At 32.9% G+C, this 22975-nt stretch carries 29 protein-coding genes and 6 pseudogenes; 32 read left to right on the plus strand and 3 right to left on the minus strand.

Going from position 1 to position 22975, the window contains the following annotated elements:
• Positions 1 to 9: 9 nt before the first annotated feature.
• Positions 10 to 546 carry a hypothetical protein gene (locus tag ACUN28_RS14365; RefSeq protein WP_000580171.1) on the plus strand — a complete coding sequence of 179 codons (537 nt, stop codon included), beginning with the start codon at positions 10 to 12 and terminating at the stop codon, positions 544 to 546.
• 46 nt (positions 547 to 592) lie between these two features.
• Positions 593 to 1009: an SMI1/KNR4 family protein gene (locus ACUN28_RS14370; RefSeq protein ID WP_033658743.1), complete on the plus strand. Its 417-nt coding sequence runs from the start codon at positions 593 to 595 to the stop codon at positions 1007 to 1009.
• 61 nt (positions 1010 to 1070) lie between these two features.
• On the opposite strand, the pseudogene ACUN28_RS14375 reads toward ACUN28_RS14370, so the two are convergent.
• Positions 1071 to 1157 (minus strand): annotated as a pseudogene (locus ACUN28_RS14375) (DUF4240 domain-containing protein); the annotation flags it as partial.
• 302 nt (positions 1158 to 1459) lie between these two features.
• On the opposite strand from ACUN28_RS14375, the gene ACUN28_RS14380 reads away from it, so the two are divergent.
• The 6 genes from ACUN28_RS14380 to ACUN28_RS14405 all read left to right on the plus strand — a co-directional run bounded on the left by ACUN28_RS14380 (position 1460) and on the right by ACUN28_RS14405 (position 5136).
• On the plus strand, positions 1460 to 1849 hold the full coding sequence (locus ACUN28_RS14380; RefSeq protein ID WP_001165710.1) for a GntR family transcriptional regulator: 390 nt from the start codon (positions 1460 to 1462) through the stop codon (positions 1847 to 1849).
• Positions 1837 to 2709 carry an ABC transporter ATP-binding protein gene (locus ACUN28_RS14385; protein WP_000432458.1) on the plus strand — a complete coding sequence of 291 codons (873 nt, stop codon included), beginning with the start codon at positions 1837 to 1839 and terminating at the stop codon, positions 2707 to 2709. The genes ACUN28_RS14380 and ACUN28_RS14385 overlap by 13 nt, the downstream gene beginning before the upstream one ends.
• Positions 2697 to 3314, plus strand: a complete 618-nt coding sequence (locus ACUN28_RS14390; RefSeq protein ID WP_006927587.1) for an ABC-2 transporter permease — start codon at positions 2697 to 2699, stop codon at positions 3312 to 3314. The genes ACUN28_RS14385 and ACUN28_RS14390 overlap by 13 nt, the downstream gene beginning before the upstream one ends.
• Positions 3315 to 3343: 29 nt before the next feature.
• Entirely contained in the window at positions 3344 to 3637 is a 294-nt protein-coding gene (locus tag ACUN28_RS14395) for a YfzA family protein (protein WP_016136733.1), read from the plus strand.
• A gap of 365 nt (positions 3638 to 4002) precedes the next feature.
• Positions 4003 to 4470 (plus strand): NUDIX hydrolase, encoded by a 468-nt coding sequence (locus tag ACUN28_RS14400; protein ID WP_016136732.1) that lies wholly within the window; start codon positions 4003 to 4005, stop codon positions 4468 to 4470.
• Entirely contained in the window at positions 4471 to 5136 is a 666-nt protein-coding gene (locus ACUN28_RS14405) for an alpha/beta hydrolase (protein WP_116329450.1), read from the plus strand.
• 46 nt (positions 5137 to 5182) lie between these two features.
• Here ACUN28_RS14405 and ACUN28_RS14410 read toward each other — a convergent pair whose 3' ends face one another.
• A complete protein-coding gene (locus ACUN28_RS14410; protein WP_016136730.1) occupies positions 5183 to 7126 on the minus strand; it encodes an elongation factor G in 1944 nt (647 codons plus the stop codon).
• Between the two features lie 264 nt (positions 7127 to 7390).
• Here ACUN28_RS14410 and ACUN28_RS14415 point away from each other — a divergent pair, with 264 nt between their 5' ends.
• The 12 genes and pseudogenes from ACUN28_RS14415 to ACUN28_RS14470 all read left to right on the plus strand — a co-directional run bounded on the left by ACUN28_RS14415 (position 7391) and on the right by ACUN28_RS14470 (position 15062).
• The gene (locus tag ACUN28_RS14415) at positions 7391 to 7819 is read left to right on the plus strand and encodes a MarR family winged helix-turn-helix transcriptional regulator (protein ID WP_000204180.1); all 429 of its coding nucleotides are present in this window, start codon (positions 7391 to 7393) and stop codon (positions 7817 to 7819) included.
• 18 nt (positions 7820 to 7837) lie between these two features.
• A complete protein-coding gene (locus tag ACUN28_RS14420) occupies positions 7838 to 8476 on the plus strand; it encodes a nitroreductase family protein (RefSeq protein ID WP_000185396.1) in 639 nt (212 codons plus the stop codon).
• A gap of 39 nt (positions 8477 to 8515) precedes the next feature.
• Positions 8516 to 8809 (plus strand): putative quinol monooxygenase, encoded by a 294-nt coding sequence (locus ACUN28_RS14425; RefSeq protein ID WP_016087332.1) that lies wholly within the window; start codon positions 8516 to 8518, stop codon positions 8807 to 8809.
• 212 nt (positions 8810 to 9021) lie between these two features.
• Complete coding sequence (locus ACUN28_RS14430; RefSeq protein WP_016087333.1) at positions 9022 to 9297, plus strand: TIGR04197 family type VII secretion effector; 276 nt, start codon at positions 9022 to 9024, stop codon at positions 9295 to 9297.
• Between the two features lie 64 nt (positions 9298 to 9361).
• A complete protein-coding gene (locus ACUN28_RS14435; protein WP_033660085.1) occupies positions 9362 to 9700 on the plus strand; it encodes a DUF3958 family protein in 339 nt (112 codons plus the stop codon).
• Positions 9697 to 11178, plus strand: a complete 1482-nt coding sequence (locus ACUN28_RS14440; protein ID WP_016087334.1) for a T7SS effector LXG polymorphic toxin — start codon at positions 9697 to 9699, stop codon at positions 11176 to 11178. Before ACUN28_RS14435 ends, ACUN28_RS14440 begins: the two co-directional genes overlap by 4 nt.
• Before the next feature lie 5 nt (positions 11179 to 11183).
• Positions 11184 to 11681, plus strand: coding sequence for an SMI1/KNR4 family protein (locus tag ACUN28_RS14445; protein WP_000427919.1), 498 nt, complete (start codon positions 11184 to 11186; stop codon positions 11679 to 11681).
• Positions 11682 to 12163: 482 nt separating this feature from the next.
• Positions 12164 to 12874, plus strand: a pseudogene (locus ACUN28_RS14450) (hypothetical protein); the annotation flags it as partial.
• A 21-nt stretch (positions 12875 to 12895) separates the two neighbouring features.
• Positions 12896 to 13255: a hypothetical protein gene (locus tag ACUN28_RS14455; protein ID WP_033660162.1), complete on the plus strand. Its 360-nt coding sequence runs from the start codon at positions 12896 to 12898 to the stop codon at positions 13253 to 13255.
• Complete coding sequence (locus ACUN28_RS14460; protein ID WP_016087336.1) at positions 13248 to 13805, plus strand: RNA 2'-phosphotransferase; 558 nt, start codon at positions 13248 to 13250, stop codon at positions 13803 to 13805. The genes ACUN28_RS14455 and ACUN28_RS14460 overlap by 8 nt, the downstream gene beginning before the upstream one ends.
• Before the next feature lie 384 nt (positions 13806 to 14189).
• Positions 14190 to 14717, plus strand: coding sequence for a hypothetical protein (locus ACUN28_RS14465; protein WP_016087337.1), 528 nt, complete (start codon positions 14190 to 14192; stop codon positions 14715 to 14717).
• 12 nt (positions 14718 to 14729) lie between these two features.
• On the plus strand, positions 14730 to 15062 hold the full coding sequence (locus tag ACUN28_RS14470) for a hypothetical protein (RefSeq protein WP_016087338.1): 333 nt from the start codon (positions 14730 to 14732) through the stop codon (positions 15060 to 15062).
• 237 nt (positions 15063 to 15299) lie between these two features.
• Here the strand turns inward: ACUN28_RS14470 and ACUN28_RS14475 are convergent.
• Positions 15300 to 15506, minus strand: a pseudogene (locus tag ACUN28_RS14475) (N-acetylmuramoyl-L-alanine amidase C-terminal domain-containing protein); the annotation flags it as partial.
• A gap of 232 nt (positions 15507 to 15738) precedes the next feature.
• Between ACUN28_RS14475 and ACUN28_RS14480 the strand changes: the two are divergent.
• The 12 genes and pseudogenes from ACUN28_RS14480 to ACUN28_RS14535 all read left to right on the plus strand — a co-directional run.
• Positions 15739 to 16009: pseudogene (locus tag ACUN28_RS14480) on the plus strand (T7SS effector LXG polymorphic toxin); the annotation flags it as partial.
• 50 nt (positions 16010 to 16059) lie between these two features.
• On the plus strand, positions 16060 to 16404 hold the full coding sequence (locus ACUN28_RS14485) for a deaminase domain-containing protein (RefSeq protein WP_223267306.1): 345 nt from the start codon (positions 16060 to 16062) through the stop codon (positions 16402 to 16404).
• Between the two features lie 12 nt (positions 16405 to 16416).
• Positions 16417 to 16950: an SMI1/KNR4 family protein gene (locus ACUN28_RS14490; protein ID WP_016087341.1), complete on the plus strand. Its 534-nt coding sequence runs from the start codon at positions 16417 to 16419 to the stop codon at positions 16948 to 16950.
• Between the two features lie 214 nt (positions 16951 to 17164).
• Positions 17165 to 17714: pseudogene (locus ACUN28_RS14495) on the plus strand (T7SS effector LXG polymorphic toxin); the annotation flags it as partial.
• Positions 17697 to 17987 (plus strand): hypothetical protein, encoded by a 291-nt coding sequence (locus tag ACUN28_RS14500; protein ID WP_431154208.1) that lies wholly within the window; start codon positions 17697 to 17699, stop codon positions 17985 to 17987. The pseudogene ACUN28_RS14495 and the gene ACUN28_RS14500, both read left to right, overlap by 18 nt.
• A 63-nt stretch (positions 17988 to 18050) precedes the next feature.
• Positions 18051 to 18320, plus strand: a complete 270-nt coding sequence (locus ACUN28_RS14505; protein WP_016087344.1) for a hypothetical protein — start codon at positions 18051 to 18053, stop codon at positions 18318 to 18320.
• 443 nt (positions 18321 to 18763) lie between these two features.
• Positions 18764 to 19039, plus strand: coding sequence for an EndoU domain-containing protein (locus tag ACUN28_RS14510; protein WP_016087345.1), 276 nt, complete (start codon positions 18764 to 18766; stop codon positions 19037 to 19039).
• 23 nt (positions 19040 to 19062) lie between these two features.
• Positions 19063 to 19365, plus strand: coding sequence for a hypothetical protein (locus ACUN28_RS14515; protein WP_016087346.1), 303 nt, complete (start codon positions 19063 to 19065; stop codon positions 19363 to 19365).
• A 442-nt stretch (positions 19366 to 19807) separates the two neighbouring features.
• Positions 19808 to 20196 (plus strand): annotated as a pseudogene (locus ACUN28_RS14520) (hypothetical protein).
• Positions 20197 to 20433: 237 nt separating this feature from the next.
• Positions 20434 to 20880: a hypothetical protein gene (locus ACUN28_RS14525; RefSeq protein WP_000361832.1), complete on the plus strand. Its 447-nt coding sequence runs from the start codon at positions 20434 to 20436 to the stop codon at positions 20878 to 20880.
• On the plus strand, positions 20880 to 21338 hold the full coding sequence (locus ACUN28_RS14530) for a hypothetical protein (protein WP_016087349.1): 459 nt from the start codon (positions 20880 to 20882) through the stop codon (positions 21336 to 21338). Before ACUN28_RS14525 ends, ACUN28_RS14530 begins: the two co-directional genes overlap by 1 nt.
• Before the next feature lie 284 nt (positions 21339 to 21622).
• Entirely contained in the window at positions 21623 to 22870 is a 1248-nt protein-coding gene (locus tag ACUN28_RS14535) for a PoNi-like cognate immunity protein (RefSeq protein WP_116329453.1), read from the plus strand.
• Positions 22871 to 22975: the final 105 nt, after the last annotated feature.

The raw sequence follows: 22975 nt of genomic DNA on the forward strand, positions 1-22975 counted from the left end.
GATAGAAATATGATAGGTCAATTAAAAAAGGTTAGAAAAAGAACGATAATTTCAACTGTAATAATGCTCTTGCTAACTGTCATTCTCGTAAGAAATAGTACGTGGTATATCTCTCGTTCCTTTTCTTCTGAATTTTTTCAATTGCCGATGCCTTTGGATAGTAAAGTGATTAAAGATTATGAAGCGGATGAGAAAAATTGGATTGAAATAGGGAATGGCGGTTATTGGGAAGTGGTAGCGAATCGAGTTATAGAAACGAAGCAATCGAGGGCAGAAGTAATCTCATTTTATCAAAAAATAGGGAAGTTAAAGTATCCAAATTCTAACGTGGTCGGTGTAGAAATTCAGCTCTATTTTAAAGGTGATAGTACGGTAGTAGAAACCGAAAAGGGAAATTATTACCGAGATAAGACGGGAGATACTCGTTATGTAAGTGAATATGCTATTAGAGATATAAAGAAGGAAAAACAACCAAATGATCCAGAGATGATAACATATGTGATACAAGTACATACCCAATTTGATTATTGGTATAAACTTGATTGAACATGAAGAATTATAGGAGGAGAAAAGATTATGTGGAAAAAACACCATTCGCAGTATTTCATCAAACTTAAGTTTAAAAAATCCAGCTATAAAGGCTGCACACGCCGAAGTTCAAAAAAATTTGCAGGTGGAGTTACCGAATGATTTATATCAATTATTACAGGAAACAAACGGTATAGCTGGTGAATACGGAGACTTTATTTGGGATGCTTCAAAAATTAATACTGAAAATATGAATATGAGAAATATAGTTGATTTCAAGGATTTATATATGCCTTTTGACTGTTTATTATTTTTTGCTGATGGCGGAAATGGTGATTTGTTTGGCTATTCCATTTTGAATGGGATAGTGCAAAGCGATGATATATACGTATGGAACCATGAAAATGATAGTAGAACGTGGATTGCTCCTTCGTTAGAAATTTTTATGGAGTGGTGGGAGAGCGGAAAGATAACAATTTAAACATAGTATTAAGAAAAAACGCCTTGTTACTAAAGAAACAAGGTGTTTTTCGTATGTAAATTTATAACTCAATTGGTTCTTCCCCGTACATTTCCCACAGCTTAGAAAACATATTTTTCAGTCCTTCTTCGTCATCCTCATCCTAGTCTAACTTGATATCAACTTCCTCAAATTTTTCTTCTATTTCAAACTCTTTCTCTTTCACACTATCAGTTGTGCCAATTTTTCTGTAAAACACAACGAAGTCTTTATCGTGTATTAGCTAGTAGCAAGACCTCCACCTCAAAATCCGGCTAATACAAGGGAGGCCCGTATAAATAAGTTGTATTAATTACATTATTAGATTGTGTTTGTGACTATATTTTGGAAATTTTCTGTTGATTTGAAATGTGCGATAGTATATATTGTATATAAAGTATATATACAATATTTTTCAAAAGAGGTATTTGCATGCAAATCATTATTAAGAACACTTCAAAGGAACCCATTTACGAACAAATTGGACTCCAAATAAAAAAACTTATTTTACTAGGTGATTTAAAGCAAGGAGATGCTCTTCCTTCAATGCGTCAGTTAGCAAAAGATTTAAGAGTAAGTATTATTACAACGAAAAGAGCATATGAAGAACTGGAAAAAGATGGTTTTATTAATTCGATTGTCGGAAGAGGGTCCTTTGTAGCAGAACAAAACATTGAAACTATGAAAGAAGAAAAATTAAAAACAGTTGAAGAAAAGTTATGTGAAGCGATTCAAAATGCTAAGCAAATGGATGTTTCTTTAAATGAGCTAAAAGAAATGCTTACAATTTTATACGAGGAGGAAAACTCTTGGAAAACGTAATAGAACTTCAAAATGTCAGTAAATCTTTTAAAGGGTTTCAAATAAACAATTTTTCGATGGAAGTAAAAAAAGGATTTGTTACGGGTTTTATTGGAGGAAATGGATCAGGTAAATCTACAACGATTAAAATGATTATGAATCTAATAAACCCGGATAGTGGAAACGTCTCCTTATTTGGCATGAACTATTCGACTGATGCGAAACGAATTAAAGAAAGAATTGGCTTCGTTTATGACGATAATGTGTTTTATGATGAACTCACATTAAAGGAAATTACTAAAATTATTGCGCCTGCTTATAAAAAATGGGATTTTAACCAATTTACATATTATAAAGATCTGTTCGAATTACCATTAAATAAAAAAATGAAAACATTCTCCAAAGGAATGAAAATGAAAGCCTCTCTCGCAATTGCCCTTTCACATCATGCTGAACTAATTATTATGGATGAACCTACATCTGGACTTGATCCTGTATTCAGAAGAGAATTATTGGATGTTCTACAAAATATTATGCAGGATGGAGAGAAAACTATCTTTTTCTCATCACATATTACAACGGATTTAGACCGCATTGCCGATTATATTACATTTATTCAAAATGGAAAGCATATTTTCACAAAAGATATTTATGCCATTGCAGAGGATTATGTTTTAGTCAAAGGACCACTAGATTTGTTAAAGTTTGATACTGAGCGTGAATTTATTTCTGTACGTAAGGCAAATACAGGTTTCGAGGGATTGATTGAAAATGCACATTCTATCGAAAACTTATTTGATAAGGATGTGGTGATTGAAAAACCAAGTTTAGAGGATATTATGTATTTCATGAAAAAGGGGGATTCAAGATGCTTAACTTAATTAAAAAGGATTTGATTTTACAAAAAACTTTCTTGCCTGCTTATCTCTTATTTCTAGTTACCTATTTGTGGGCCGGCATGGATGTAGCATATGTCATAATCATTTGTAGTGCCGTTTTTGTAATTAACACATATCAATCTGATGATAAAGATAATGCTAATATTTTAGTAAACTCATTACCGTATACTAGGAAGGAAATTATAAGTTCAAAATACGTTGGAACCTTACTTTTTACAATAGTAATCATCCCATTTTGTTTAGTTGGAAAATATTTTATTTTAGACAGCATGGAATTTCAACTTTCCTTAGAAAGTTACATACTAGGTTTCTTGGCAGTCATGCTGATAACAGCATTTTACATCCCATTTTTTGTTGCATTTAAAGTGAAAACACTTGTACCAGTTTTTATATTTTTATCTATTGGAGTTATATATTTAATGCGAAATACTCCATATTTATTAAATAAATATGCTAATGGCGTACTGACCTTTTTAAAAGAGATTTCAGATTTGAAATTATTTCTTTTATTTGCTGTCATAGCAGTGGGGTGCTATGGGGTTTCATGGATATTATCTATTCGTATCTATCAGAACAAGGCTCTTTAATAGCAAGTTCTAAAAGGAGGATGGTTTAAATGACATCAAAAAAAGAGTGTCCTAGTCGAATACGAAATTGGCTGAAAACTATTGGAGCATTTTTCGTTATGCAACTAATTTTTATCATCCTTGATATGAATTCGTGGATACCGAACTTCAAGGAAGGAGGAGTTGGGGATCGTCTCGTTAATTCAGAGTTCTTTACGGAATGGTTCGCTCCTTATAAAACAAAGCAATTTAATGTACTAACGGCAGTTATGGCTATTTTATTATTCCTAAATGTAGTAACAAGTGCAATAAAAGACGCTTTTTCTAGAAAAAGAATTAATTAGCACATAAGTTGACCTTGCGTCTTTTTAATAATGTCTTAACTATATTGAAAAACAACAGGAAAAAGATAAAAACTCCACTTATTGATGTTTCACTTTATCTTTTACAATGATTTCTTGAAAATCATTTGATTTTTCAGTTTTGTATATTGATAGAGATGCATTCGTCCCCCATAATGCTTCCAAAGTGTGCGCAGTAATTGTGACATATGTATTTATACTTGTGATGACAAATGATGTGTATTGTTTTTGGAAAGTTCGAAAATTATTGAACGAACTAGAGAAATTTAGTAATCTTATTTGTACAGCACATACATATTAGTTTTGTAATGGTTCGATATTTAAAAAATATGTAAGGGGGAATGGGTGTGGATCTTACGTTTAAAGTTGAGGAAACATGTTTTAATTACCGAGTCGGAGCAATTTGTAAACAAGGTAATAAAATCCTTATATTGCAAGGTAACGGTGAAGATTTTTGGTATGTACCAGGTGGACGAGTGAAAATGCTAGAAAATAGTGAAGACGCGTTAAAACGAGAGCTTGCAGAAGAATTAGGTGTTCCTATGAAAGGAAAGAGATTAATATGGTCAGTAGAAAATTTCTTTACACTTTCTGAGCGAAAGTTTCATGAAATTAGTTTCTATTATGAAGTAGAGCTACATGAGTTACCTGCAAGTGGAGCGAATCAATATATTTTGGAAGAAGAGGGTAGAACGTATTTGTTTAAGTGGGTGCCAGTAGAAGAGTTAGATGCATATAATTTACAGCCCGCGTTTATAAAAGAGAAAGTAAAGGATATAGCAGTTCATACAGAACATATCGTTTTAAAAAAGTAAATGTATTCGGAGGGGAAAAGGGTGAAGGGGACTAAAAAAGAGATTCATATAAATGACAAAGTAACTCATTACACACATATCGAAAAAGGTTCCAGTACGGTTTGCTTTATGTTCTCAGGTTCAGGCTACAATTATGATAAACCATTATTTTATTATGCAACGATGTTAATGCTTGAACATAAAATTGATGTTGTACATATTCATTATTCTTATGATGGACAATTAATGAATCAACCAATGGAAGAAGTAACGAAAATAATGATGGATGATATTAATCCTATAATGAAGGCAGTATTAAAAGGTGAGCAATACAGCAAATCGATGTTTTTAGGGAAATCACTCGGAACAATTCCAATTGCGAATGATTTAATGAAGAGAGAAGAGTTTTTACAGTCAAAAATGATACTACTTACACCTTTACTGACGTTTGATACGATTTTTGGTTCTATCTTACATAGTAATCATGAAGGGCTTTTAGTAATTGGAGAGAAAGATCACCAATATAATGCAGGTCAAATGGATCAGTTACATAAAACGAATTTACAGATAGAAGTTGTCAAAAATGCAAACCATTCTGTAAATGTTGGGGAATTTGAAACAGAGAATTCAATTGAAGCGATAGCGAAAATAATAGAGAAACTTAAAGAAGTTGTTAGGGAAAACTAACTTATCAATACATGCAAAAAGAGGTGCGAATTGCACCTCTTTGACTTTAATAAGCCTTCAACACATGAAGCAAATAATCCTTCCGATTCAATGGATTATAATCAACACGTTTTCGAGTAGGGAAGGGAGGTTTCAGCTTTGTGAAACCAGCTGGCTTCGTTGTAAATATACCTTCTCCTTCTGTAAAGGAATGGAGCATTCTTTTAAAATTCTCTGTTTTTGCAACAGGTAACGCTCCTGTTAATTGGTAAGAATCATTATATAATATAGGCTCTGCAAAAGTTGCTGGAACGGCAGCGAGCTTATACATTGCAGTACTAATTGCGTGCTCCGGTATAGTTAATTCAAACTCATTTACTGGTTCATATACATATGTTTCAGCTTGCTTTAAAGCATCCATTAATACGATCGGTGTTAAATTTCTAAAGTCACTCGCTGTTGTAACAGGACTAGCATAACCTGTATGTGTTAACGTGACAGAAATGTCCGTAACTTCCCATCCGTATAAACCTTGTTTTAACGTTTGAAATACTGTATCTTCAATCGCTTTATGAAATGCTAAAGGTAGTGAGCCGAGCTCAACACCTAATTTATATGTTATGCCAGAATTAAGTTCACCACGTTCGATTTTAAAGCCAATTGTTGCGTAAAATGGATTCGCTTTTTCGCCCATTACTTCAACGCTATTACCTACGCCAATTGGTTTCTCAATGCATACAACTCGCGTATTTGAAAAAGTAACCTGCAAATTATATTTCTCATATAGTGTTGTTTCAATGACTTCTTTTTGCACCTCACCGAAAAGGCGAATGTATAGTTCATTATGAACATTGTCTTTCCACACTTTAATGAGTGGATCTTCTTCACATAGTTCCATAAGAGCAGCGTACAAATCATGAATTCGTTCCGTAGGCACCGTATCAATAGTAGCTTCCATTTGTGGTTCGGCAAAGTGAATATCCTTTATATAATCAGTTCGTTCACCGATAATATCACCAATTTTTATATCACTTAGTCCCCACACTTTACAAAATTCACCGCTTGGAACGGTAGAAGTTTGTAAAGCATCTCCATTATGAAATATGCACATTTTTTTAATCTTTTCCTTATGTGGTAGAGATTCATTGCGCTGTATATCCACATATTTTCTAACTTGTAAGCTACCTGAAAAAACTCTTACATAAGCAATCTTTTCTCCAGAATATTCACGGTCAATTTTAAAAACTACACCGGACAATTTTTCATCTTGAGATGAAGAATTAGCTGGAAGTAAGGCTGAAATATTTTCGAGCAGTTCAGTTACGCCCATGCCTGTCATTGCTGAACCGAAAAAGACTGGATACACATTTGCTTGCGCTATTTGTTTAATGAGTTCTTCTTTTAATAGAGTGTCCGGTACAATTTCGTTATTTACGTATGACTCAAGTAATGATTCATTATATGGTGCTAACAGTTCCATACAATCGTCATATGATTTGTACTCAATGATCCGGGCTTCTTTCGTTCCTTCGTATAGGGCAGAGTAGAAAGGGAATGCTTCATTTGAAAGAATTTCTTTTATTTGTTTCATAACTTTTTCAGTATTTGCACCGCTACGATCAATTTTATTTACGAATAATATTGTTGGGATATTTAGTTTCTGTAATGTTCGCATTAAAATTTTTGTTTGTGCTTGCACACCTTCAACGGCAGAAATAACTAAAATTGCACCGTCTAAAACGCGGAATGATCGCTCCACTTCAGCGATAAAATCAGCGTGTCCAGGTGTATCAATGACATTTACTTTTATATCATCAATAAAAAAAGCAACGACAGATGCTTTAATCGTAATTCCGCGCTGTCTTTCTAATTCCATTGAGTCAGTTTGCGTATTGCCACTATCTACTCGGCCAATTTCTTTAATCACATTCGTTTCATAAAGAATACGCTCAGTCAAACTCGTCTTGCCAGCGTCTACGTGCGCGACAATCCCTATATTTATTGTTGTCATATGTGAATATCCTCATTTCATTTTCCATTTTTATTTCCTCATTTCTATTTGTGTATTGCCGCATTACAATCACTCTCCAGTCATTTAAATTAGTACTATTATAGTGCAATTAACATTTTTTGTAACGCGACAAAGCGCCTTAATTTGGAAAAATATAAATGAAAACAAAATGCTTGCATTCTAAATCGATATAGATTATATTAATTGACATATCAACTATTGATACATCAAATGTTTTTATTTTGATTGTGAAGGAGGGTTAATTTGACAAGTTCATGCTCAAAAGAAGCGATTATTTTATATAAATTACACTTTCTAAATAAAGAAGTAAGTTCGAAGTTTGAAGGGTGTACGGGTATGAGCCAGTCTCGATTAGAGCTTATACTTCAGTTATATGAAGTAGGTGAAATTAGTCAAAAAGCACTTCAACAAGAAGTGAATATTGATAATGCGGCGATTACAAGGCATTTAAAACAGCTAGAAGCAAACGGAATGATTGTAAGACGAAAAAATCCAGATGATAACAGAATTACGTTAGTTTCTCTTACAGAAGAGGGACGAAATAAAATTCAAGCGTTTCAAGAGGAAAAAGAACGTTTTGCAGCATCTGCATTTAAAGGATTAAGTGAGGAAGAACGCGATAATCTTTTAAATATGTTAAATCACATTCAAGAAAATATAAAAGAATTATAAAAAAGGGAGAATACAACTATGACTAACTCAGTAAAAACAAATGATTTTAACGAAATTTTAACAGGACGTCGTTCAATTCGTAAGTACGACCCAACAGTAAAAATTAGCAAAGAAGAAATGACAGAAATTCTTACAGAAGCAACACTTGCACCATCTTCAGTAAACATGCAACCATGGAGATTCTTAGTAATTGAAAGTGACGAAGCCAAAGCAACACTTGCGCCACTTGCGAAATTCAATCAATCTCAAGTAGAAACATCTTCAGCAATGATCGCTGTGTTTGGTGACTTAAACAACTTTGATAACGCAGAAGAAATTTACGGTACAGCAGTAGAGCGCGGTTTAATGCCAGCAGAAGTAAAAGAAGATCAAATGAAAAAACTTTCTGGTTACTTTTCAATGGTTACACCAGAAGTAATGAAAGATACAGTACTAATTGACGGTGGTCTTGTAGCAATGCAATTTATGCTAGCAGCTCGTGCTCACGGTTATGACACTTGTCCAATTGGCGGATTTGAAAAAGACCAAATCGCAGAAGCTTTCGGATTAGATAAAGAACGTCACGTACCAGTAATGTTAATTTCAATCGGAAAAGCTGCTGACAGTGGTTACCAATCAGTACGTCTTCCAGTTGAAAAAGTTGCTGAGTGGAAGTAATTTTAAAAGAAATAAGTGGAATATGAGAGGGGAAACACCATGATTATTATTCACGCAATATTTCAAGTAGATCCAGCAAAACAACAAGCATTTTTAGAAGAAATTCGTCCGCTTATTCATAGTTCAAGAGAAGAAAGTGGAAATGTATCTTACGACTTATATAAAGATACCGAAAAAGAAAATGTATATACGATGGTAGAAGTATGGAAAGATGAAGAGGCAGTTGCGAGTCATAATACGAGTGAACACTTCACATCTTTCGTTAGTAAAGCAACACAATTTTTAACTGCTCCGCTTGATATAAAAGCTTATAATGGAGAGTTAGTGAAATAATAAGGTAGAAAAAGATGACTTTAGCGTATAGCTGAGGTCATCTTTTTTGTATAAGTAGAACCTACTTCCGACACAGTTATGTTGAAAGATAAGTGTTATTCTTACCTTTAGTAACGGTGATTAATTATGTGTTAAATTCGAACATTCGGTTTATTAGAATATTTTTCGGTGGTATAATTCCCTTGTAAATAAATGGTAGAGAGGAGTAAGTGATGGGAGAATTTCAGAGTAAGTTGCATACGGCAACGCAACTTGCAACGAAAATGAGAAATGCTTCAGATCGAATGCAAAGTGCTACTAGTCGCTCTATAAATAAGGCAACGCGTACAACACTATCTGTGAACTTCAAAGCACAAGAAGCAAATCAACAAAATTTACAGATCACGACACAATTTTGCGCTGCTTTTCAACAAACGATTGATAATATCCATTCCGTAGCAAATGAATTTGAGAAAATGGATACCGGACTTCAAAAGACTTTTCAATAATGTAACGGCCTACGTAAAGGGGAAAAGGTAGGGAGAAAAGAAGAGTCAAGAACTTGAAACGAGAATAAGTCAATGTAATCAAAAATTACGAAGTATATTTGAAGAACAAAATGAAAACCGAATTGCACTGCAAAATCAAGAACAAGCTGAGGCTAGTTTCTATGAATGGAAAAATCGAAGTAATCGTTTATTCAGCAGAATACTAGAAACTTGGCATGGTGACAAAGAAGTATTTCACCTGTTCACGAATATGCGGCAAGAGATCAGGCAGTATGAAAGAAAACTTACATTCGAATTAGAGTACGAAAAAGAGACGTTGCTTAAAGAAAAACGGCATCTCAGTGAGAAAGAAAACGACCTTTCCTATGAACAGCAGCAACTACAAAGGGAGGTCAATACATGAGTTTAAACATGTATTTGGGAGAAGTACAAAGTCAAACTCAAAGTATGAACGCTATATGCAATGCTACGATTCAAAGTATGGAACAAGCCATTCAATCTATTGATGCATTTGCGATAGATACAGTATTACAAGGACAAACATACAGTAGTGCAAAGGCCTACCTTGTCCAAACATTTCGGCCATTAGCGCAAGGAATCATATGCTTATGTGAAGAATTAATTCGCCAAAACGAAGCATTTCCAAATGAGTTCCAAGCAAAAGTTGCTTCAACAGATGTGATCGAACATGAAATAAGACAACAAAAACAGGAAATCAATCAATCGATTGCAAGTATAGAAGCAATAGAAGTACTTACACCGATGCCTGGAGTAGACGCAATTGTAACGGTATTAGGAGCAATGAGAAAAAAACTGGAAGAAAAACTAGAGCATTTATATGAATTCAATCATTCGTCCAGCAACAATTACAGCACCGCCCTCCAATTAGCAGCTAGCATCACAGCCGGACTCGCTGAAGTGCAAAGCGGGAAAGGATTTAGTCCTGTGAGTGGTACGTTTAGTACACAAGGGTTGAATATGGATTGGGTGAGTTCTATTCAGGGGATTATGGAAGTACAAGCTCGTCAAAACGAGCTGAAAGAAATTAATTTGCAAGAACAACAATTGAACTTACAAGAGCAGGAAGACGATAGATCATGGCATGAAAAAACAGCCATTTATGCTCAATCATTTTTGCATGGAGTTATCGAATTTTTTCAAGGTGCTGGTGATGCAGCACTAGAAAACTTTGTTGGACTACAACCGCATGAGAATGATAAATTAGAAAGTAAGACAACTTACCTAGCTGGAAGGTTGGCTGGAAATGTTATATCAATAGCTGGGTCCATTGTAGAAATGTTTGAAGGTATTTCGCTTATAGGCGGATCTAATTTCTTAACTTTCGTGGCAGAAGTAGGAACTGGTGGGTTAGCGTCTCCAATTGTTATTCCACTAGATATAGCTGCAACAGCTACTGGGGCTAGTCTTTTTGTACATGGTGGATTTGTTTGGGATAAATCGATTCAAAACGCTAAGGATACTATTCAAAAAATCCAGTCTTCTGGTGGAGGTAAGGGTACGGGTAAGACTACAGAACCATACGATGTAGTACCGTATAGGCCAAGCAATTCACCACTAGAAAATCATCATGGCGTTATGGATGTATGGGCTAAACATAATGTCCCCGATTATGTTAGTAGAGGGGCGAATACTCCAACTATAACTTTAACTAAAGAGCAACACAATGCTACTAAAGCTGTTTATAGACAATGGCTCTTTGAAAAAACAGGGAAAAAGGTTGGAGGTAAAGTAGATTGGAAATCTGTTTCACCAAAAGAAATTCAAGAATTGACGGAAAAAATGTTTGATGCTGCGAATGTACCACGTTTAGCTAGACAAGAGTATTATAGGGCCTTTAATCAATATAATTTTAGGGAGTAATTTAGATGGAAAATATTAATCAGTTGATTAAAAAAGTAAAATCATTACCTAATTGTCGAGTTCAGGAGCCTACAGAATTACCGATAATTGATAAGAATAAGCATATGCTACCAGGTGATTTAAAAGAATTTTATAGTCTTTGTGGTGGTCTAACTTTATTTGAAAATGAGGAATATCCTATTCATATTGTTACCCCAGAGGAGTTTATTTTGGCTAATCCCGTAATTGTAGGAGAGTTATGTGAAGAAGATATTTCATCAAATTGGTATATTATATGCAATGATGGTAAGGATGAATATTTAACAATAGATCTTAGTGAAGAAAGACTAGGTAGATGTTATGATAGTTTTTTTGATCGACATGGAATAGTTGGGGAGTCGCAAATTATCGCAACTTCATTCACTGACTTACTTGAAAAACTTATTAAGAATAATGGACAATATTGGTATTGGCTAAAGAGTGAATTTGAATCACTTGGAGATGCTTATGATGATCAAGAGTGAAAAAGAGGGCCTTTAAGTGGGATAAGAAAGTGAAAGGGTTTTTGAAAGTATGTACTCTATGATGGTTGTACCATCATGAAGTACTATGTGCAATGATAGAATAAGAAAATGAGGTACGAGCTTAGGCGAAATGACATTTTATTGGGCGATGAATATAAACACATGGAATGGGCATGAAACTAACGAACTCGTACAAACTCGTAAGTTGTAACGTAGTAGTTGGCCCGACATAGAAAAGGTGTCATACTGTTACTACAAAACTTACAAATTTATGCTACTTAAAAACAGATGAATTTAAAGCACTTGGTTGTCTATTTGAGGCAATAAGTGCTTTTTTAATTGAAAGGTAAGCTATAAATTTATAGAAATTATTTTTATGAATTAAAGCTAACAGAATATGCACATAGGCTTCAATTGCAGTTATATAGTATGCTTTTCAATGCCAAAAAATATCAGAAAAAGCAGGGTAATATTATTAAATAGCTGGGTCCATTGTAAAAATGTTTGAAGCTATTTCGCTCATAGGCGGATCTAATTTCTTAACTATCGTCGCAGAAGTAGGAACTGGTGGGTTAGCATCACCAATTGTTATTCCATTAGATATAGCAGCAACAGCTGCTGGGGCTCGTCTTTTTGCGCATGGTGGATTTGTTTGGAATAAATCGATTCAAAATGCTAAGGATACTATTCAAAAATTCGAGTCTTCTCCACCTTCTGGTGAGCGTGTTAATAAAGTTAAAGAGAATGGTAAACTTAATAAAGAAGAAAATGCTACTAAGGGGATGGATAATGCTGGTGAAAAAACTAGCGGACTTAATAGTAGTGTTAAGAATGTTAATCCTTCAGAAATTAGATTCAGTCAAACTTCTGTAAATGGTTCAGAAGAGCTTATTGCTAGTATGAAAGCTAATGGCTGGAAAGGTGATCCAATCGATGTTGTTAAAATGCCAGATGGTAAGCTTACGACTATTGATAATACAAGGGTTGCTGCAGCTAGAGAGGTTGGAATAGAAGTTCAAGCAACTATTAGAAACTATAGCGATCCTCTCCCAACAGATATGGTTGCTAGATTTACAACTCCTAAAGGTACGCCTAAGATATGGGGGGAAGCTTTAGATTTAAGAATACAAAAACAAAAAGCAAGTTTTAGAAATAATAATCCAATGGGATCGTATGACCTAGAAAAAATGAAGTGGAAGGAAATGGTGGTAACTATGAAAAATTTTTATATGGATGAATCTATTTATAAATACCCTGAATCTTATGAAAGATTAGTTGAATTAGATTTAGTTAACTTTGATATATGGTTTTTAATGGAATCAGAACAGGCTACTAACATATACTCTGGTATGAAGAAAAGATATCCTAATCGTAAGTTGATTCCTTTTGCTAAAAGAGTTGATAATGATGATACTGCGTGTTTTGAAATTGGAAAAGGAAGTAAAGTTCAACTTATTCATGATTTTGCTTCTGAAGGTTTTGAACAAAGAAAAGAATTTGATGACTTTTGGGAGTGGGTCGAAGTTGCTATGAAAGAAATGATTGATTACAATCGGAGTGAAGAAATTGAATAAACAAAAATTCTATACAAATTTAAGTAAAGAAGTATCTTATGCTTTACGTCATGCTCCGTGGGAATACGAATTGGAGTTAGATGAGAATGGCTGGGTGTCTGTTGAGCAGCTTTTACACGCACTTCATCAATCCATTGAATGGAGCGATGTGAAGATAGAAGATTTAAAAATAATGATTGAGAAATCTGAGAAAAAAAGGCATGAGCTAAAAGAAAATAAAATTCGTGCGTTGTATGGACATTCTATTCCCATGAAAATAGTAAAGGAAGAAGGCGTTCCACCTAAATTTCTTTATCATGGTACATCTCCTCACTTTTTAAATTCTATTGAATCAAATGGGCTATCACCTATGTCTAGACAATATGTCCATCTTTCTGAAGATATTGTAACTGCTGAATTAGTGGGAAAAAGAAAAGATAAGCATCCTGGTATTTTAGAAGTTAATACTGAAAAAGCTAGAGAAGAAGGCGTTAAATTTTATTTAGGAAATGAAAAAGTTTGGTTAGCAGATGAGATTCCTAGTGAATTTATCGCAATTAATAAGAATTAATTGAATCTATTCTACTAGATTATGACGGCAGGAAAAGAATTTTTAGAAGAAAAAGTTTTTTTTAGGATGGATGTTTGAATCGACCATGTTATCTGTTTTAAAATAAACAAATGAATAGCGAGTTACATATGGAGAATAATCAACAAGAGAGACTTCACATTTGAGGTCTCTTTTGTTGATTTAAATTGAAAATTATTATTTAAGCGAATACTCTTTTGTACCTCGTATTTCACATACACACAGGCTTCAATTGCTGTTACATAGTATGTTTTTCAACGTCAAGAAACATTAGAAAAAGCAGGATAATATTATTCAATAACCGGGTCCACTGTAGAAATGTTTGAAGGTATTTCGCTCATAGGCGAATCTAATTTTTAAACTTTCGTGGCAGAAGTAGGAACTGATGGGTTTGTTTGGAATAAATCGATTCAAAATGCTAAGGAGACTCTTCAAAAATTCGAGTCTTCTCCATCTTCTAGAGAGCGTGTTAATAAAGTTAAAGAGACTAAAAAGCTCGATAAAGAAAGAAATAATTCTAAAAATACAGGTAATCCTAGTAAAAAACCAAAATCTCAACTTAAAAAGGTGTTCGATGCAGCTGACAATTATCCCTTACATAATAGAGTATATACTAATCATATTTTAGAAAGGCATGGAAGTAATACCAATAATCCAGCTTTTGCAAACAAATCAAAATTTAATTCTGACTTTGATATAAGGGCCGGAATAGATAGTACATTAAAAGGAAATGGTGTGTTAGTTAAGCAAAATACTTTTGGGAGAGAAGGATATATATTCGAACAAACTTTCAGACAACCCATTGGTATTAAAGCTAATGGAAGGCCTGTTAGCACTTTGAAAGTAGTTATTGATAAGAATGGAAATGTAATAACTGCGTTCCCTAAAAAATAGGAGGATTATAATATGAGTTTAGACTTTTACATCGGAAAAAATATGGATAGCATTAATTTTAAATCAAAATGTGTGGAATTCGATGATGAGCTTCAAAACTATCTATACTATATTAGAAACAAGGTTTCTTTTGATATTCAGCCTCTATATGGAATAGATCCTTATGACGATACAATTTTTGATGAAAATGATATAAAAAATATAATTGCAACTTGTGTTAATCTATTGGATAGTAAATTATTGGAAGGGTTTGGTGATGAAGCTTCAGTTTGTATATTAAATATCAAAAGATTATGTGAGGAAGCATTACAGAGACGAGAAAGACTATTTTCAATCGGAGACTAAAATGGTACATTTGAAGGTTCAGTAAAAATGCCTAGCGGTAAGGAGAACTATTCTTTCTGTGCTTCAAGATCAATACACTACTATGATATTGTAAATCTTGATCATTACAATGTTCCTAATAAAACTAATCCGATTTCAAAAGCAAATGAAAAACAGATTATCATTACTCTCATGGAGTATATCATCCCAAAAAAAGAGCTAGCTTATAAGCCTTAATATGTTTTTCCTTTCAAATGTTTATTTTTTAATATACTCGTACCACCAATCGCTATCATCCATCCAAGCTGTAATTTTATCCAGCTCACCATTTGTCAATACTTCTGTTTCAAAGTATGCCAATCCAGTTGACGGATTAGAAACCACCTTCCCTTTTGTTCTACGTTCATTCATAGCATTTATTACTTCTTAAACTATTAAAATGCCAAAACTACCAGATTTAAAATAATTAAGTTTTTAATCTTATATTTTACACACAAGAATGACAAAGCTTACAGTGTTAAAGTAATTATACACAGGCATATAAGACAAATGAGAAATAAAGAACTTATTTTTGAAGTGGAAAGAAAAAGAAGCAGGCTATTAAAAAGCAAAGACTCATGATAGTTGTACCATCATGGAGTACTGTGTGCAATACTAGGGTATAAAAACAAAGTACGAGCATAGGCGAGATGACATTTTATTGGGCGATGAGTCACAAAATAAAATCGGTCATATCGCAAAAGGAGCAAAAGCATCAAGTGGAGTAAGTACAATTGCTAATGCAGTAAAACTAGCAAAAGAATTGAAGCCAATGCTTGAAATGTTACAATCATTTAAGAGGGATGCGTCCTATGCATTCTCTAGTGTTGGTGGAACTATTGTAACCAAAATACCTCAAGGTGAATTGATAGAAGCTTATTATAAGTTTGCGAAGTCAAAAGATGGTGCTAAGGGTACGGGAAAAGTGTATCCAACGAGGCAAATAGATTCAGTAGCAGAAGCACATATAATTGATAGAGTGAAAGAGCTAAGAGGAAATTTGACTAGTGGATATAAAAAGTCTGGGAACTTTGCTCTAGCAGAAGTGAATGTTAATGGTATTGATAAATCAGAGTTTTTTGCTCAAAGTAGCATAGATGAGTTTACAGATAGTATAAAGGAAAGAGTGCCTAATATTTCTTTGCAACCTAAAAATCCTATGTTTAATGCAACAATTACACAGGACATGATTCGTACTAGTAGCAGAACTAGCCAATCAATTTCGATTTACGGGAGCAATAATTTAATGCATAAAGGTGTTACGTTAAAAGCAAGGGGAACAAATGATTTTTCTTTAGATGTTACAATAATAAATAAAAAATAGGAGTCGATTTATTTGGATAAGTTAATTAAAATTCTCCCTCCTCCAGAATTCCCACAAAAAACTGGGGATAAAGAACAATGGGGAAAATTTTTCGGCGCTCTTGGTACGGAATTGCCTACAGACTATGTAAAATTTATGGAAATTTATGGCGCAGGCGGTATTGACAATTTCTTGTGGATATTAACTCCTTTTGTAAACGATGAAAATGTAAATTATCTTGGTAGGCAGAAGGAAATGACAGATTCATATATTCAATCTAAGAAAAATTTTCCGCAATATTATAAACATGATGTTTACCCTTCAAGTGGGGGGATACTTCCATGGGCATACACTGATAATGGTGATGAATTGCACTGGTTAACAGATGGAAAACCTGATGAATGGAAAATTGTGGTATACGAATCGAGATCACCAGAGAATTATACTTACTCACTTACGATGGTAGAATTTTTATATCAAATAATAACGAAAGAATTAATATGCAATGCATTTCCTGATGATTTTCCAAGTGATGAAACTACATTTGTTTCAGTAAATGTTGAGTAGTTATTTAACCTTGATTGGCTATGTGCCTTTCAAGGTTTTTTAGTAAACTAAAAGGTTTTATTCTTTGAGAAATTTCACGTGTGAATCAAAAAATTATGATAGTAAATTGATATTCAAATATAGCGACAAACCTTACAGGAAAATAGTTATCTGTTAAAAGAAATCACAATTCATAAGTGTTGATTTCTTTTTATGGATTTGAATAACAAATATTATATCTCTCCTTGGATCAAGGCAAATAGCTACCACAATATTAGGCGATAAGGCACTAAATAAAAATAGGCCATATCGCAAAAGGAGCAAAAGCATCAAGTGGAATAAGTACAATTGCTAATGCAGTAAAACTAGCAAAAGAATTGAAGCCAACGCTTGAAATGTTACAATCATTTAAGAGGGATGCGTCCTATGCATTCTCTAGTGTTGGTGGAACTATTGTAACCAAAATACCTCAAGGTGAATTGATAGGAGCTTATTATAAGTTTGCGAAGTCTAAAGATGGTGCTAAGGGTACGGGTGATACTAGATTTGCTTATAAGAATAATCCTATAGATAATCCAAAGGCGGCAAAAGATATACATGAAAATCCAGATGCAGTTTAAGGGTTTTCTCCAAATCCAAAATCGGAGAGTATAGGTGGATTTGCTGATGCACTAGACTGGACAAATCCAGAACAAGTGGCTCAGGCAACTGTAAGAAGGCAGAGTTATCATGATAAAAATGATAATATTATAGAACTAGTTAATAAAATGAAGAATGAGGGAAATTCAATTGAAGAAATTGCAAGAGCGGTAAATAATCAAAGAAATCAGAATCGATTAAATGATTATATAGATGATCCAAAAGGACTAGAGCGTGTAATGGCTAAAAATGAGGTTAAATATGGTAATCCACATGGTCCAACAGCAGAATTTTCATTTAATAAGTATGGTTCATGGGAAAAAGTGATTGAAAAGTCAATGAGTGCAAACCCAGGAATGGACGCATGTTGTGGTTTAAATGATAAATATTATCATTTATATAGAATTGGGAGTAAGTAATAATTTATTGTATGGTTAAAAATGATAATCTAGTAAGTATACTACTTGGGAAGGTGTGCAAGAATGAATGACACTAAAATAAATATTATTAATGAAGACTTTGATAAAGATAACATAATTATTTTTTTTGAAAAAAACGGAAGAAACATGTGCCTTACTTTTGGATTATATGAGTTTGAAAATGAGATGGAGTATTGGGATATGCCAACGAAATTAAAAAAATATAATGGGAAAATGGGATTTATTTTTGATAAAAATATTAATAGAATTGATTTAGAAATGGAAATAGCTCGATTTATAAAACATAATGATTTAAATAAACTAGACTTTTAATGTGTTTTCAGGAAAAAAATAAGGTAACTATTCAGCTGCCAAATTGATTTAGTTATTTAATATTTTTATTTACATCCGACAATAATTATACAAATCGGGATGTCTGTTTGATGAAGCGTAATAGATATGATGTTTTATTTTTAGGGAAAAGAGACTCTGAGATTACAACTCATAGTGACTAGTTGATAAATATAAATACCTGGAATGGGTATAAAACTCACGAACTCGTACAAACTCGTAAGGTTTAACGTAGTAGTTGTCATAACATACAAAAGGTGTCATGACAACTACTACAAAACTTACAAATTTAATACTACTTAAAAACATATGAACTTAAAGCACTTGATTGTCTATGAAAGACAACAAGTGCTTTTTATTTTAAGATTACAACATAGGGTACGGGTGAAACTGTAAAAACAAAATTACATGTGAGTGAAAAATCTTTGGATCATGCAAACATTGGTGACTTTACTAGAAACCCTAAAAACGGAGAAATTTCAAAAATGAAGGGTGGTGGGCATGGTCAAGCATGGTTTCCTGAAAATTGGTCTAAGGAAGATATAAGGGAAGCTGGAGAATATGTGACAAATATGCCTGAATACAAGGATATTGCGGATGGTGTAACGATATTTGGCGATTATAATGGTGTTAGGATAGGGATAATCAAAACTAATGGAGAGATAGGAACTATTTTTCCTGATAATATGTTACAACCATAATTTTTACAGGGAGGTTTTAATTAATGTTTGAGGAAAAAGTAAGGATTGTCTTAGGGTTGCGAGCATTACTTGATGATAATGATCCAAGAATTGAGCAGAAATGGGAAGAACTTATAGCCTTACTGAGTGAAAGCGAAAACTTAACTTTGAATTTTTTACAAATATGTACAAAAAAGGAGCTCTTATTATTAAGTGAGGTTTTCGAAGAAGTTGCTTATAATTTGCAAAGTAAAAAGTATATTGAAATACTATACTCGTTAGATCAAAGATATCCAGACCTAAATTTAAAAAAACATATACAAATTGCTGAGAGCTACATGGACTAAAATTAGGTGATTAATATCATTGAATTCCACAACTCATAAGAAAAACAGTGTAGGAGATAAGAAAGTGTATACAGTTGAATTAATCATAATAAGCGGATTTGACTGTAGTTATACTACATTGTTTATTGGTGGATAGTATAAATTAATTTCCTCTTTAGAAGTAATAAGTTACTATATATAATTGTTTATTTGAAGATGAGTATTAAAAAAGAGGCATTAATAATTGTGCAGAACTTAAAGGGATACAAATAATAGAGGTAGATTAGTAGTTATTAAGAAGTGATTACAGTTCGAAAATGTAGCCTCATTGAAAAGAGAGGCCCTCGTTAGTAAACGGTTATAATACCCTATGGGTGAATTTTCCCTGTGGGGTTTAAGAGGGTGGAGTAAGGGAGCCAGCGTTGCCGAGGATATTAAGATACAATATTTATAGGAGGATAAAATGAATAGTAATTATAAATTTATTGAAGATAAAGAGAAAAATGATGAATTGATGTCAATATATTTTAACTTTATAAACGGTAAGTACTTGGAAAGAGCTTTGAGTTTTTTGTAAAAAAGGAGGGGTTTGGACAAGAAATAGTATTCGTTCATTTTCAATCTGATTTAGATGAATTTGATATGTCACAGCTACCTACACCTTTAGATGATAAACATGTGTTAGTTGAATTAGATTCTCCAGCTGTTGAGTCTGAACAACAATTGTATTTGGACTTTGAAACTTTTTATAATTATTTGGAAGAACATGTGAAAAAGGAAGTGGAAAAAAATCCAGAAAGAAATGGATTAATAGACTTATTAGTGCAAGTTAAGCGCAGCTTAAATTTGTAATAGCTTATAGCTATTTTGCTAAATTCTGAGGGCAGAAAAGAACTTTTTCAAAAATATGTTTTCATTAGTATTGTAGTATATTTCAATAAGGCAGATTGTCTGGTATTGAATTAGTAAAGAGGAAGTTATAGATGAAGAAGAGTCAACAAAAGAGACCTCATATTTGAGGTCTCTTTTGTTGAGTGTATTGAAAAAATCCCCAATTAAACATTAGCATGAGATAACAACTATAAGGGTATGGATAAAACACTATCTAAAAAGAAATCAATACCCGATTTTGTGAAAAAACAATGGGAAGCAGGGAATAGATTTAATAAGGAAAAGCGCTCTCGATATCCTTATAATGAAGTAGAGTTAGAGAAAAAGGAAATCAATAGGAAGAAATATGTTGTGGATTCTTATATTCCGGGTGAAGAAATTGTCTCGAGGAAATTTATCCAATTGGCTGAAGTAAAAGAAAAGACGGCATTAAGTTATTTAAGTGAGTTTACTAAAAAGTATTCTTCCGGTTCAGAAATTTCTTCAGGTAAATTTAATCCTAATGCTTTAAAAGGTGGTCGACTAGATGGAGAATTAATTTTGGAAGTCCCTGTACAAACAAAACCAGTTCCACAAAAAATTATTGAAGAGGCGAATGAGAAAGGGATTATTATTCGTGATATTAATGGGAAGGTGTATAATTAATGGAAATTTATTATTGTGATAAGTGGTCTAATATAAAGAAGAAGCCTTGGAATATTATTGATGAGAATGCAGCCAAGATACTTCATGGAAATCGACATTCTTATACTGCTGTTCTCAATGATGGAGAGCAGCCAAAGTATTTAGTAAATGTCACTGATAAATGGGTATCGGTAAGTTTTTTGGATGATTTTCTTCGTAAATATTTACACTACGATTTTATTGTTAAAGAAGATAATAGAGTATTCCTAAGGACAATAATGTATTGGGAATATGACGGGGATACACAGTTAAAAAGTATGATTTTGGGGTATCAAGAAAATGGTCATATTGCTATGGAACAAAAAGATTCTAAAACTGGTGAAGTAGAAGAACGAGAGATAAAAGATGATGTATCTAGAAATTGGGATATATTCCCCGAGTTTGGCCAATACCTATATTTGTGCAAAGAGGAGAGGTAACTCTTTTGAATATAAACATGAAACTAATGAACTCGTGATTTTTGAGCCTCAAGGTAATTACCTTAAGGTTTTTTTATTGCTCTCAAATAAATGTTTCCTTTATTCGAAATCTATAGATATGTTATTATTTTTGTATAAATTGGAAATTAGAAAGTGAATGTTAAACTGTGCTGCAAGATAATAAACTTGATAGTAGTGGAAATGTGAAAACATTTAGGATAGATGTAAAGGGAAATATTATTGGAGAATGGCCATAATTTAGAAGCTAGGAGGAATCAAATAGAATGAGAAATCAATTATGTATAGAAGAAAAATGTAAAAGGGGAATAGAGTATCATAAAGAGTTTATTGAAGAAAATAGAGAAGAGATTAAAAGTTTAGAAGAAGATGAAAAAAATGGTATTCAAAGATATCCTAATGATAACAAAAGTATTATATTAGAAAATTATTTGTCGAATTTTATACATGAGATGAACGATATTAGGGCCATGTATTCTTTAGGAGAAGACATAAGTACAATGGAAGCATATTTTTATAATGCATTGGATGATTTAGAGCAAACAGGTACTAACAATGTTGGATATATATATATGCTATGGATGATTTCCTTAGGAATTCTATTAGAAACGGATAAAAAGAATATAGAAAGATTAAAAAAGATAGTTGATAAAAAAAATATGAACGACGCAGTAATTGATTTTCTCTTATGTGCTAGTGATATCGGATACACAAACATGACGAATAGATATTATAAAGACAATCCATATGCAAAAACGAGAGAGATGATAGAACTTGCACAAACAGATAAAAAAGAAGCGTCTAAAAGATTACAAACGTATATGGAGAAAGAATGGTTTAGAGACCATTATGATTATGAGTGGAAAAACGCGCATAAAGAACCTGGATATGTAGGATATTGGAGCTTTGAAACGGCAGCGCTTGTGAAAATTTTGGAACTTGATGATACAAATTTAAAAGATAATAATCATTATCCATATGATTTGGCACATTATAAAAATGAAATAAAATTTAAGCATATAGACTTAAGTGAATATCACTATGAAGATGAGACAGAAGAAATAGAGGAAATAGTAGAAGGAATTGAACATAATCCTGCATTGGAAAATATTATTCCGCCAAAATGGCATTCATTGGTCGATGAATTAATCCATGATTATGAGAATATGGACGATAGTAGTTTTTATGAAAAATACAAAAAAACAATAGGAATAGGTCAAGTGTGGTTCTTACCACAAGAATATGAAGAAGAAAATGAGCAAAAGGATCTATTAGGAAGTTTAATTGTGTTTGCCCTTACGGTAAGAGATTATATATTACAACTGGACTATAAAGAGGATTTAGAGGACTACATTGATAATCTTAAAAATTTCTGGAATGGATCAGAAATAAAGTTAATTCAATTTATATTAGAGAATGATCAAAATTATTATGCATGGGTACCGAAAGAAATAAATATCCCAAATATGTATGAAGTGAAGATAGAGGTTGTCGAAGTAGAAGAAATTCAATAACCAGTACATCAAAAACATATAGAATTCAATAAATAAAAGAGGTTATAAATAGTGGTAGTTTTGGGAATCCAACTGCTATTTTGTTTGTATTTACAAAGGGGTTTG

The organism is Bacillus sp. WC2507 (assembly GCF_052656125.1).

Coding starts and splice junctions, on each gene's coding strand:
- ACUN28_RS14430 (WP_016087333.1), top strand. CDS start 9,022: ATGGGAGAATTTCAGAGTAAGTTGCATACGGCAACGCAACTTGCAACG.
- ACUN28_RS14505 (WP_016087344.1), top strand. CDS start 18,051: ATGAATGACACTAAAATAAATATTATTAATGAAGACTTTGATAAAGAT.
- ACUN28_RS14420 (WP_000185396.1), top strand. CDS start 7,838: ATGACTAACTCAGTAAAAACAAATGATTTTAACGAAATTTTAACAGGA.
- ACUN28_RS14395 (WP_016136733.1), top strand. CDS start 3,344: ATGACATCAAAAAAAGAGTGTCCTAGTCGAATACGAAATTGGCTGAAA.
- ACUN28_RS14535 (WP_116329453.1), top strand. CDS start 21,623: ATGAGAAATCAATTATGTATAGAAGAAAAATGTAAAAGGGGAATAGAG.
- ACUN28_RS14500 (WP_431154208.1), top strand. CDS start 17,697: ATGAAGAATGAGGGAAATTCAATTGAAGAAATTGCAAGAGCGGTAAAT.
- ACUN28_RS14440 (WP_016087334.1), top strand. CDS start 9,697: ATGAGTTTAAACATGTATTTGGGAGAAGTACAAAGTCAAACTCAAAGT.
- ACUN28_RS14445 (WP_000427919.1), top strand. CDS start 11,184: ATGGAAAATATTAATCAGTTGATTAAAAAAGTAAAATCATTACCTAAT.
- ACUN28_RS14380 (WP_001165710.1), top strand. CDS start 1,460: ATGCAAATCATTATTAAGAACACTTCAAAGGAACCCATTTACGAACAA.
- ACUN28_RS14530 (WP_016087349.1), top strand. CDS start 20,880: ATGGAAATTTATTATTGTGATAAGTGGTCTAATATAAAGAAGAAGCCT.
- ACUN28_RS14425 (WP_016087332.1), top strand. CDS start 8,516: ATGATTATTATTCACGCAATATTTCAAGTAGATCCAGCAAAACAACAA.
- ACUN28_RS14410 (WP_016136730.1), bottom strand. CDS start 7,126: ATGACAACAATAAATATAGGGATTGTCGCGCACGTAGACGCTGGCAAG.
- ACUN28_RS14455 (WP_033660162.1), top strand. CDS start 12,896: ATGAAAAATTTTTATATGGATGAATCTATTTATAAATACCCTGAATCT.
- ACUN28_RS14515 (WP_016087346.1), top strand. CDS start 19,063: ATGTTTGAGGAAAAAGTAAGGATTGTCTTAGGGTTGCGAGCATTACTT.
- ACUN28_RS14365 (WP_000580171.1), top strand. CDS start 10: ATGATAGGTCAATTAAAAAAGGTTAGAAAAAGAACGATAATTTCAACT.
- ACUN28_RS14405 (WP_116329450.1), top strand. CDS start 4,471: ATGTATTCGGAGGGGAAAAGGGTGAAGGGGACTAAAAAAGAGATTCAT.
- ACUN28_RS14525 (WP_000361832.1), top strand. CDS start 20,434: ATGGATAAAACACTATCTAAAAAGAAATCAATACCCGATTTTGTGAAA.
- ACUN28_RS14470 (WP_016087338.1), top strand. CDS start 14,730: ATGAGTTTAGACTTTTACATCGGAAAAAATATGGATAGCATTAATTTT.
- ACUN28_RS14390 (WP_006927587.1), top strand. CDS start 2,697: ATGCTTAACTTAATTAAAAAGGATTTGATTTTACAAAAAACTTTCTTG.